Annotated in this window: 9 protein-coding genes; 1 reads left to right on the top strand and 8 read right to left on the bottom strand. The window is 45.6% G+C overall.

Annotated features, from left to right (window positions below):
* The 6 genes from VN105_RS08535 to VN105_RS08560 all read right to left on the bottom strand — a co-directional run.
* Positions 1 to 2,744 (bottom strand): hypothetical protein (locus tag VN105_RS08535; protein ID WP_325639851.1); only part of this gene is annotated, 2,744 nt, incomplete at its 3' end.
* Positions 2,745 to 2,755: 11 nt separating this feature from the next.
* Positions 2,756 to 3,238, bottom strand: a complete 483-nt coding sequence (locus VN105_RS08540; RefSeq protein ID WP_325639853.1) for a DUF4280 domain-containing protein — start codon at positions 3,236 to 3,238, stop codon at positions 2,756 to 2,758.
* A gap of 6 nt (positions 3,239 to 3,244) precedes the next feature.
* A complete protein-coding gene (locus VN105_RS08545; protein ID WP_325639855.1) occupies positions 3,245 to 4,192 on the bottom strand; it encodes a hypothetical protein in 948 nt (315 codons plus the stop codon).
* 10 nt (positions 4,193 to 4,202) lie between these two features.
* Positions 4,203 to 4,688, bottom strand: a complete 486-nt coding sequence (locus VN105_RS08550) for a hypothetical protein (RefSeq protein WP_325639857.1) — start codon at positions 4,686 to 4,688, stop codon at positions 4,203 to 4,205.
* 1 nt (position 4,689) lies between these two features.
* Positions 4,690 to 6,189 carry a zinc-dependent metalloprotease gene (locus tag VN105_RS08555; RefSeq protein WP_325639859.1) on the bottom strand — a complete coding sequence of 500 codons (1,500 nt, stop codon included), beginning with the start codon at positions 6,187 to 6,189 and terminating at the stop codon, positions 4,690 to 4,692.
* Between the two features lie 20 nt (positions 6,190 to 6,209).
* On the bottom strand, positions 6,210 to 7,988 hold the full coding sequence (locus VN105_RS08560; RefSeq protein WP_325639861.1) for a type VI secretion system Vgr family protein: 1,779 nt from the start codon (positions 7,986 to 7,988) through the stop codon (positions 6,210 to 6,212).
* 782 nt (positions 7,989 to 8,770) lie between these two features.
* Between VN105_RS08560 and VN105_RS08565 the strand changes: the two genes are divergently transcribed.
* Positions 8,771 to 10,723 carry a glycoside hydrolase family 97 protein gene (locus VN105_RS08565; protein WP_325639863.1) on the top strand — a complete coding sequence of 651 codons (1,953 nt, stop codon included), beginning with the start codon at positions 8,771 to 8,773 and terminating at the stop codon, positions 10,721 to 10,723.
* 72 nt (positions 10,724 to 10,795) lie between these two features.
* On the opposite strand, the gene VN105_RS08570 is transcribed toward VN105_RS08565, so the two are convergent.
* Both VN105_RS08570 and VN105_RS08575 read right to left on the bottom strand, forming a co-directional pair.
* On the bottom strand, positions 10,796 to 11,422 hold the full coding sequence (locus VN105_RS08570) for a hypothetical protein (RefSeq protein WP_325639865.1): 627 nt from the start codon (positions 11,420 to 11,422) through the stop codon (positions 10,796 to 10,798).
* Positions 11,412 to 11,799 (bottom strand): RNA polymerase sigma factor (locus tag VN105_RS08575; RefSeq protein ID WP_325639867.1); only part of this gene is annotated, 388 nt, incomplete at its 5' end. The genes VN105_RS08570 and VN105_RS08575, both read right to left, overlap by 11 nt.

Consider the following 11,799-nt stretch of genomic DNA (forward strand, 5'->3'; position numbering starts at 1 on the left):
AATCCTACAAATAACCCCGCGGCATCAGAACCAATCCTGGCCTGTAATCCCAGGCCGGAGCTTCCTTCCAGCCCTATCCCCAGCGCCACTACAACTTTCACCTTAAACGCAGTGGCAGATTTACTAAGATACAGCTTGCATTCCAGCTTCACCGATACTGCAGCCCCGCCTTTTATCAGGTCTTCTTTCTTTTCAGAAGCACCTTTTGCCCGGGTGAACACATTCCCTCCTACCGTATTGTGTTTAAAAGTGGCCTCCAGGTCTATTTTACCGGAAATGGTGACGCTGATATCCACTTTGCTGTCGTCGTCCGCACATATATACAGGAGGGCATCCACTGCTTTCAGAATAGCGTAGGCAATCGGGTGTCTGCGGCAAAGCAGTTCCAGGAAATCCCATTTCAGATCAATGCCCACCAGCGGTTTGGCATCCAGTTTTACCAATACGGTTCTTCCGGCTCCCCATAGTTTGCTGTCGCCATTTTCAGGCGGCATAGTTTCGTAATACCAGGAAGCGGCCAGGCCCAGCTTGGGAAATTGCAGCTCATATTCAAACGGCTTGCGCTGCATGCGTTGAATGAGGCCCTGGATGTTCTTATCAGGATTTGCTTTGTTTTTATTGATAAACTCATCGGGATCTTTGCCATCATCACCGGCGGTATCTGCTTTGGTAGTATGGTCGCCATGGATGATGTTCCTAAATTCCTTTATCAGGTTCCACCCCGCCTTTAATACGTTGTAGTATTTGGCAATCATATCCTCAATGGGATCCACACTCTCGGTATCATTATTCCATTCTACCTTGATGGAAAAATCAAATTCTTTCAGCAGTTCCAGCAGCTCTGCAAACTTACCTTTAGATTTAACGGGCGTTGGCGGAGCTTTTTTATCTTTGGGCAGCGCAAACATTTCGCCAATCTCTGTTCCCAGTTCTTCATTATGCCGGTCGAGCGTGGGCGTGGGTTTGCTCCAGCGCCCTTTCGCTGCTTCTCCTATTTTTTCCACGTTTTCCAGGCGGTTCATGGTAAAACGCTGCAGGGCATTCTTGATCCCTTTACCATTATTAGCTTCTGCGAACTTGGTTTTCAGCGCATCAAAGTCGGCTTTCTCCATGTTAAATGCCAGCGCCGCCGTCCACTTGATATCGGGGTACACAGCAAAATCGATAACATGCTTCCAGCGGCAGGTTTGGATGGTTACCGGGAAATGGTCGGCCTGTGCTTCGGGAATCCATAAGTAGCCCAATATCCGTTGGAAAAGGATATGATTATTTTCATCAAAGAAGGAATATTTATACTGTGCATCAAACTCCAGCTCTTCATCAGATACTTTTATTACACCGGAAAAAGAAGCATTGGTATCCCTTTTGAATTTATAATTATTGGCCTTTATTTCGAACTTCCCCTTGGCGGCGCTTTCCTTCTCCGGTTCACGTTTTACGCCAGCTTTAGGATCTTCTTTCTTATATCCCTTGGCGCCAAAACTGCTTATGTCAATTACATGATCTTTGTGCTTAGGCGTTGCGGTACATTCATCTTCATGCGTTACCAGGCTTTGTACACTGAGCTTAATAGTTTTCTTAGCCGTTTCACTTCCGGCTACTATGTTATAGGTAAGATTTTCCGGGGGCTTGAAATCGAGCACATTTTCATCAAATATGGTTTGCACGCCGTCTTTGTCTTCCACGGTGATCATGCCATACTTACACGGTTGGAACTTTCTTGTATTTGTTGGAATATCACCTGCCAGCACCGGTTTGTTACCGCCGTACATCAGGGGAGATTCCTTTACCGCGGGATCTTCCTTTACGCTGAGAAAACACTTCGATAAAGTTTTAGTGATCTTGCCATCTCGTGTTTTTATAATAGGATATATTTCCAGCACTTCGCCTGCACCCGGCTTCCAGAGATCGTCCAGGAAAACGTCTACCACTATTTTCTGCACAAAAGCCTGGTAGTGGATAGCGCCTGCGGCTACTTTCATATCTTTCCCTGACTTATCTTTTACCACGTAATCGCTTACCTGCAAAGCCTCTCCGCGGGTAGTTTCGTCCTGCAGGATAGGCATTATTTTCACTTGCCTTGTAAAATACTTGATGGCATCGTCGGGGGTTTCCTTTCCTTTTTCTATTTGGGCTACTCCGGCGGTCCGTTCCCAGGGTGGCAGATCATCGTCGGCACTGGCGGTATCATTGTCCATCAGGAAGATCCTTAATTCCTGCCCGTACATGGCGCGGGTATAGATATGCAGCTGCACACTTTCCCTGAACTTTTTGCTGCTGCCGGTAATTATTTTGCCATCGTTGTTAGCAGCAAACTCTCTCCATTCCGCCGAAAGGATCGCAGGCTTTCCGCGCGCTGCAACGAAGTAGCCATGCGCTGCCGAGTTAGTTGGCTCCTGTCCTTCCAGCACAGGTTCCAGCCAACCCAGTCCGCCGCCTTCCACAATTTTTGGAAAGTTCGGATATACCAATGGTCCTTTCAGTGTGTCGTTTACATCTGTTTTCTTGAATGTAAGCGTGCGCAACATGGACCAGATCCAGCGATAAGGCGTTTTGTCGCCCTCCGGCGCTTTCATGGGAATGGTGACCTTTACGGGCGCCGGTGCCTTTTCTACCATGGTAGTGATACGCTTCATCTCCGCCCGCACTGTTCCGGCTTCATTCAATACGGCAGTAGACGTTTTTACATCCACCGATCCTTTTGCTGCCGGGATGGTGACTACCAGCTTTTTATTATCAGACATGGCAACTATTTTTAAAACGGTTGTCCCTGTGGAAACCGGATCAGAAATAAATCTTCTTCTACTTTTTGTACATCCATCATGGGGTTCAGATGTGTTTGTACTTCTTTATCGGCCTTCTCTGCATCTTTCTTTGTCATATCGGCTGTTTGCCCGTGAAAAGTGATGGAGATACAGTCTTTTCCACCAGTAGCACAGGTCCCTTTGCTGTCTTCCAGTAAAATGTAGGCATCTCCCGGTAATACTACCTTATCATAAAACCCGCTCCATTCAGTAACAGATGGTGTACAGGGATTATTATTCTTTTTACTGCAACTACCAAATGTATTGGCTTCAAACGGCTGACCAATATCCTTAGTATTCGCCAACGGCTTTTCAGCGCCGTCTTTATCGTTGATATAATGTACCTGCTGGCTCTTCACTTTCAGCTTATCGGGGGTGGTACCAAACTGACACTTACAAAGGGCGCCCTGGCAAACCAGATGTTTTTCACTCATAGCCTTTTAATTTTCTCCGCGATTGAAAAAGAAAGAAAAACGCTTTTTCCTTTTGCCGACCGGCTCCTGTTCCGCCAGCAGTACCGATACAACCGGCGCCTGCGTTTTATCTTTCTCCCGTAAATGATAAATAGTGAATGTTACTTTTTTATCCTGACCGGGTGCAAGCGCCAAGCTGCATTCCCCGGTTATAGCATTAATGGAATAATCTGTTTGATATAGTTTATAACTAATCTCCGCTTGTCCTTTTAAAGGTGTGTGAATACCCTGCAACTGTCGCGATAACGGAATTTCCTTTCCTGCCGTGATATCTTCCACACTACGCGGATCACTGCAATTCCCCTTCTGTTGCAATACAAGGCTGCCACTCGCTGTATTATGCTGCACCGGTTGCTGGGTAACGTTAAACAACACCGGTGTTGTATATGGCATTACCGGCAATGCTGCGGTAAGCTCACGCTTCATAATATCGCTACCGGGCTGGTACAGGTCCGCAAAATAAAGCGCCATAAACCAATCGCGGCACAGCGACTGGTAAATATGCGGTTCACTGCTTACTGCAAGATCCATATAGGATATGATCTGCTCGGTAATTTCCCCTGTATAATATTGCTGCAGTGCAGGTTTTACACCTTCCCAGGCAGCCGCTATCTGCGCCTGGTTGGCGATACCGGTAAACTGCCCGGCACTGTTTACCCTTATCTGCAATGGATACAATACTTTTCCGCATTGTTCTGCAAGTTTATCGATCATCTTTTCAGGCGCCTGGTTGTTGATATATACCTGTCCTTTATTGATTTCAAACAGGAACATGTCACCGGGCAATCTTTTAGAACAATTAACTGTTATTTCATAGCTGATCACCTGTTCTGTGCCTGCCAACTGAATAACATAGGTAACACCGTAAGTTCTGCTGAGATGTACCGGGTTAAACCGGAAAGAACGATTATTCATATCGGTATGGCTACTGTTTTTTTCTTCCTTCCGTAATCAGCTGTGCAACTGCCTTTCTTACATTTATTACGTAACTCCTGATACCCGCAGGAATACGGCTGGTATCCGCATCTATCTGGTACGAAAAACCAGGTCTGTTGTCAGCGAACCCGATATCCATTATTACTACGGGCTGCTCGCCACAATAGAGGCATCCCCAGCTATACGTGGTAGTGCCGGCGGTTAGCAGCAGGGACGGGATGGAGTCCAGTATAAAACGATTCTGCTGCCATTGTGCAGCAGATAACTGTTGTACAGATGAATCAATTTTCACACCGGTGGTATCCAGCCAGTAGCGTTCCAGGGCAGCAGATGTAATGCGGTATTTCACACGGATGCCGTTGGAAAAAACGCCAAAATGCACCCAGGCCACCTGTGTGGATGTGGACTTTGTTTGTGCCGGTAGTATATCCGTTACCGTTAGTATCAATAAAAGGGTAAGCAAACTGCCGCGCATACTAATAATTTAAAATTAAGCTCCGGTCCTGTCTCATAATATCCCACTGGAATTTGAAGAAAGAACGCATGTTGTCTTTGGCATTATAGGGGTTCAGGTTCCCGTTTGTTTGCCAGGTATAATCCATGATATTATCGGTATGCCCCTGGTAAAACGTATAAGGAGGCGGTTTAAGTCCGGCCATAGGCGCTCCTGCGCTGAATGTATGCTGAAGTCCCAGGGAGTGACCCGCTTCATGCAACAGCGTACGCCGTTGTTTCAGCCCGCTGAGGAATACCACAAAGGCATTTCCCCATACAAATTCTTTGATCACATCTCCGTTATCGGCGGCAGTGAGCCCATTAAAGTTTGCGGGCAGATCCGTGAGAAAAATATAGGTCCGTTTATTGGCATCGGCATTAATACGGCCACCATTGGGTTTGTGCTGCCCGTATCTTTCATACAGTTTAATAACATCTTCGAGAAACTGTTGTTCATTAAACGATGCAGATCCTCCCAATACATTGTTCCAGTAACTGGTAACGGTGCTATCGGTAAAAGGCAGTACCCCTGTTTCGAAAATAGTGTCTGTTTTAAGTTCAGCCCGGATGAGCGCCTGGTTATAGGAAGCTCTTTTGAACTGGTATTCCAGGTCTTTTACCAGCTGCTGATCGATGGAAGGAACGCTGTTGGCCTGTGTACCAACTTTCACCAGGATCAGCTCCATTTTTGGAATGATGTGATTGTTATACACCATCAGCTTACCCACTTCTTCTTTTTTGTTGCCCAGCTTTGCAAATACTTTTATTTCCTCATGCTGTTGCAGCGGGGCATTGGCATTTACCACGTTCACAGCTCCTTTCAGCGTATAGTATTTAACTTTTACACCGCCTGGCCGGTAGCGGGTTTGCAATCCGCTTCCCATTACTGCGGCAATATTTATTTTCTGCGGGGTGATTTTGAGATTTGGATTTTTTGATTCGAAGATGATCTCCGTACCATCACTGATCACTTCTTCTATTTCTTCCAGTTCGAGATCCAGCCGGGCGCCATCTTTATTCATGGAAGAACCATACTTAAACTGTTGCGAAGTGGTGTATGGGAACAGTGAAAGCCACGCGGGATAATAGTCCACGCCATATGGCTTTACAGGGTTCTTCACGTCTTTCAGGTATTCGCTTTTTGCTGCAGCTACATCGCTTACCAGTGGTACAATGCTGTTGCAGGGTTGGTTATTATTGTCGCGTTCAATGTAATTGATGGCGTAAATATATTCATCCCTTAGCCAGTCGAATCCATACTCTCCTTTGTACCCTGCCGGGCGCCTGAAGTGTACCAGGAATTTTTTCAGCTCCTTCTCTTTTGTTTCCGGGGCTTTATACTTGTCATAAATAATTTTTTCTGTGCTCCGTAATTTCACCTGGCTGGCGGCATTTAAACTGATATCTCCGTTGGTAGCATAGGTGGTTGACAGCTCAGAACTTTCAACAATTGATTTTGCTATTGAGATGATACTTCCCATCTGTGGTTGGTTATGTGGAGTTAAAACATTTTCGCTTTGTCGCCGCTTTTATTCACGATCTGCTTGGCGCTATGCATTTCAATATTTTCCTTGGTGCTGTTCATGCTTACTTTCTCCGCTGTTTTCTCAATGCTTTTAGCAGTGCGCTGAAGCGTATCATCGGCTACCTCCTTAATATTGGCAGCGAGCAGGCTGAAATCTTTCACCGCGGTTTGCGACAGGTTTTTACCGGCGCTCACCTGTATGTTTTCTTTTGCCGTAAAGCTGATGTTTTTTGCGTTGATCGTAATATTTTCCATAGCAGCGATGTTGATGCTTTGGGCGCTGGTATCCATCGTTACAATATTCCCGGATTTGTCTGTGATGGTAATACTTTCTGCACCGTCTGTATCATCCAGCTGGATCAGGTGGCCGCTGCGGGTTTTGATCACCTTCAGGTTATTCTGCGCATCACCGAACCCCGTTTTGGCGTTCCCGTTATACACGGTGCCAAGTACCACCGGCACTTCGGGATTACCGCCTTCGAAATCTACCCATACTTCTTCCCCCGTTTCCGGTATAAAGTAAAACCCTTTATCAGCACCTCCATGCGGGGACACTAACCGTAACCAGGGAGTGGATCCCTGTTGCTGCCATTGGAATTTTACCCGTACGCGGCCCAATCCTTTAGGGTCGTTATTATCTGTTACTACAGCGCTTTGCGCTTCACAGAAAGGGGTGCTATACAGGTCTACCACCGGCATGGCGGCGGCAGCCGGGATAGCTTCAAACGTATTTTTATACAAACCGTTTTCCGTGCAGTAGTGCACAAGCTGTGTTACCACAAACTCGCCATGATGTTCATTGGAAAGTACCGATTCGTTCACGGTAATGATATCCCCGATACGCAGTGCGCTCTGCTGACTGGTGCCTTTGAGCACTGCCATCTGAGAAAGCCGTCCTTTTTTCTGCGCCTGCGTGTACTTGTCCAGCTGCGATTTTGCGCCAGTACCAAATGACTGGTTCAGTTTATACTGGGATGTTTTTTTATAAAGGCGTTCACTCACTTCTTTCAGATGACTCGTATATACGTCGGTGTTGCCGGACGGTACAGACAGGGTATCGTTGCTTACCGCCTGGTTTTGCCGGTAATCATATCCATGCAGGCGGCTGTTATTGGATTTCACGGTAAGATCAAGGTTAAACCCGATCAGGTCTACCTGGTGTGTAAGCGTTGTTTTCTGGGGCCGGTAATTTCCAAAGATCACCTTTTCTCCATCATAAAAAAACCACTCCCCAAAACGGGCCGCAAGCCGCTCTATAAACCGGTAAGTAGTTTCTTTATACTGTACAATATACTTCAGCGTATCTGAATGCGCCGGATCTACTGCAGGTGATTTGGCGTAAGGTCCGCATCCTTTCAGGGCTTCAGTTACTATGGCCGACAAATTTTTCTGCTCATAACATGCTATGCTTTCATCATCTTCCAGCAGGATAGTAACGCTATGTCCCTTGATCACACAAAAGCCGTGTGTACCATCACTTTCTTTTCCCATGCTAATACCATCAACGATACCGTTAAAATTCAGCGGCTTGTATACGGCATTTGATTCAACAGGTTTTACAGAGATAGATATTTCCTTGCCCAGAAATTCCTTACCGGCATTAAACAACCCTTTTCCCAGTTTTGTGAGCCAGTCGTACCCGATCATGATTTCAAAACTATGATGGCCATGGATGGTTTGATGCAAGGCAAGGGAATGAAAAGAAGTAAACTGATGATCACCAATAGTAAATGAGGTGTGCGTATACAATGACATTTCGCAGCTTTTACGGTTTTAAATATGGTTGTTATCTTTTTAACACTACAGGAATGATATTGGATAACTACTTCAAAAATTTGGAATTAATACCTGCTGTTGTTATTAATGGGTTAAAACACGCAACAACAGATAGACATGGTTCTATAATCAGGAACTAATATACAACAAGTGCCACAATTCCAATCACTCTCAAACAAAAAAATAACACCACCATGCAATGAAACAAAAGAGCTCTGCCGTTAAGTGACATAAACAGGACCCCTAATGTTTAGCATTGTAAGTACCTGCCTGTATCCCTCCCGGCACTCATTTCTGCCGTTACTTTTCATGTTTCTATCTTCCTGTGAAAAACATTCCGGCTGTAAAGTAACACTGCTTTGATCTGAATCCCTTAGCTATATCCGTTACCAGCTTCGCTATCCACGGGAATAACCACACCAGGGGTCAACTTATCTAGCGAAAAAACAACGGGTCTGAAAGCGGCTTTGTGATATAGTTCCTATCCGCGAAACATCCTAACAACATCATCTTCCTCAAAAAAAAATTGCAGACAGCAAGCAAGTATTATCGGTGTTAAAAAATCCTGGCAGCTGTTAAACGGGATATACCGCTACCTGGAAACAGGTATAAAAATAACCGGTTAACTATCGTGTGAATAAATACCACCTGTAATTTATCATGTAAACTTTATAAAATAACGATTAATTTAACCCCTCTTTCCAGAGCAAATGATACCCGGTCGGACCCGGTAAATTATATACAATTTTAAAACCGAAATAATGAATCTGAAAGGATGGATACTTGCCTGCATAGCCACCACAGCGGGCATAGCAGCAGCAGCGCAGGACTATAACCTGCACTCGCCCGATGGCAAAACAACTGTACGTATATCCGTAAAAGATAGTATACAGTACTCCTTGTTGTACAACGGGAAGCCGCTACTCCAACCTGCCACCATTAATGTAGCCACCTCTGTTAATCCCGGTGGCAAATGGAGAGTGGCTGGTACCAAAACATCGTCGGTAGCACAAACGCTTCAACCGGTGGTAAAACAAAAAAGCACGTTTATCGAAGACCATTATGCCCAGTTGCAGATCAATTTTAAAAACCATACCTCGCTGCAGTGGCGGGCATACAATAATGGTATTGCATGGCGCTGGCTTATCAGCAACAAAGGCAACTGGCAGGTAGTGAATGAACAGGCTGGTTTTGGCTTCCAGCCGAAAGACAGCGCCTGGTACCCGGTAGAAAGCGGGTTCTTTTCTCATAACGAACGTCTTTATAAAAAGCTGACAGTAGATAATATCCGCGGTCAGCAAAGCCTGGCCAGTCTCCCTGCACTGTTCAGCATAAATGGCACTAAAATACTGATCACAGAAACGGCCCTGCTGAACTATGCCGGCATGTGGCTGCAAGGCAATGGCAGCAGCACAGTGGAAGCGGTATTTCCTCATTACCCTATTGATAAAAAAATCACTTCAGACCGCGATGAAGAAGTAGTGAGCAGGGAAAACTTTATCGCCAAAAAAGATGGCCCCTCCCAGCTCCCCTGGCGTATTGTGATGATTGCACCGGAAGACAAAGACCTGCTGGTAAATGAACTACCCTATCAACTGGCGGAGCCCTCTGCGGGCGACTATAGCTGGGTGAAGCCTGGTAAGGCCATCTGGGACTGGTGGAATGATAATAATATTTACCAGGTAGATTTCCGTGCGGGCGTCAATACGGCCACGTACAAATACTACATCGACTTCGCCGCTAAATACAAACTGGAATACGTAGTGCTGGACGAAGGCTGGAGCGATACACGCAATCTCCTGAAAACGGTACCGGACATTGATATGGAGGAATTATCGCGCTATGCGGCGTCCAAAAATGTGGGCATCATCCTGTGGACAACCTGGCTGGCGCTGGATCAGCAGCTGGATGCAGCCATGGACCTCTTTGCCAAATGGCATATCAAAGGAATCAAAGTTGATTTCATGCAGCGCGACGACCAGCAAATGGTACAATATTATGAACGCGTAGCGAAAGCCGCTGCTGCACATAAAATGCTGGTCGACTTTCACGGCGCGCATAAACCTGCAGGGTTGCAGCGTACATACCCCAACGTTATTTCCTTTGAAGGCGTATACGGAATGGAACAAAGTAAAGGCGATCAAAGCAAATCCATTGCACCGGATCACAATGTTACCTTCCCGTTTATCCGTATGGCCGCAGGACCGGCAGATTATACGCCCGGCGCCATGCTGAATGCACAAAAGAGAGACTGGGCGCCTCATTTCAGTAATCCAATGAGTATCGGTACCCGTTGCCACCAGCTGGCCATGTATGTAGTATATGAAAGCCCGCTGCAAATGCTGGCCGATAACCCTACCCACTATTACAAAGAACCGGAATGTATGCAGTTCCTGCAGGCGGTTCCCAGCGTATGGGATACCACTATTGCCCTGCAGGCCAGCGTGGGCAATTATATACTTACCGCCCGCAAGGCAACCACGGGCGACTGGTACGTAGGCGGCATGACTAACTTCACACCGCGCACCCTAACGCTGGATTGCTCTTTCCTGCCGGAAGGCAACTATACCATGCATATCTGGAAAGATGGTATTAACGCCGACAGGAATGCACAGGATTACAAAATGGAAGAGATCACCGTAAATAATCATTCAAAAATACCTGTAGTGATGAACGTTGGTGGCGGATGGGCTGCGAGGATTATAAAGCAATAATAAAATAGCATTGCTGATAAATGAACCGCATTTGTCCGACGCGGATGTTGTCTGACTCAGGCAACATCCGCGCTATTCGTTTTCCTTAAATTGTTCCAGCACTTTTCCTATCTGCAACATATATTTTCCATAAGTTTCTTTGATCCAGGCTTCCATAATAGTGATTACAAACAGTATCAGGACCACAAATGCTACCGCTACTACGAGAGCAAATCCTTTGTGATCAATGGCCTTCGCCAATAAAGTAGCAATATCGCTGCTTTTATTGCTCACCGCATACATCACACCAATAACCATCGCAAAAGGACACAGCATATAGGTATAGGCCTTATACACTTCAATATTCAGCTTCGCCTCATAATATAAAGCATATAAATTGTCCTTTGAGCTAAGCGTATTTGTACCAAGACTTTTATAAAAAGTTCTGAACTTATAATAATACTGAACAGAGATAGCTATTACTACCAGGTATACGGCATAAAAAGGGATGATCATCACTGTATTCAGCGGGAAAAGTACTGGTAAAAAAGCGGTGAGCGCCAGGCAGGCAAGTTGTGCAAAAAACTCCAGCTGCATTGTTTTCCGAAGTTTTTCCACCGGCAGCTGCAACGTTTTCAACTGATCAACGCTGGAAGGAACCACTACTTTATCACCCTCGTTATCGTTATTCCATGCGGATTGTATATCATCAAAATTCATAGCCTTGTTTTTTAATGAGTTCTTTTAATTTGTCTTTTGCCCTGCTGAGTTTAATTCTTGCGTTTCCTTCGGAGATACCCAGGTTTTCCCCGATTTCTTTATGGGAATAATTTTCGAGATGAAGAAAAACGAGTGCCTTCTCTAATCTTTCCAGCTTTTGTACAGCCCTGTAAAAGTGCGACAGCTGCAACTCTTTGGCGGCTGTTACATTTTCTTCCATGGCAATGTGCTCAGGAACAGTGTTTGTAACGCTCATTTTTCTTTTTTCCTTTTTGAAGAACACCAGGGCGGTATTCAGCGCCACCCTGTACATCCAGGTAGAGAAACGGCTCTGATGCTGAAAGGAGTCATAAGATTTCCATAGCTGGTAAATGATT

The sequence above is a fragment of the Chitinophaga sp. genome (genome assembly GCF_035564935.1).
Classification (GTDB): Bacteria; Bacteroidota; Bacteroidia; order Chitinophagales; family Chitinophagaceae; genus Chitinophaga.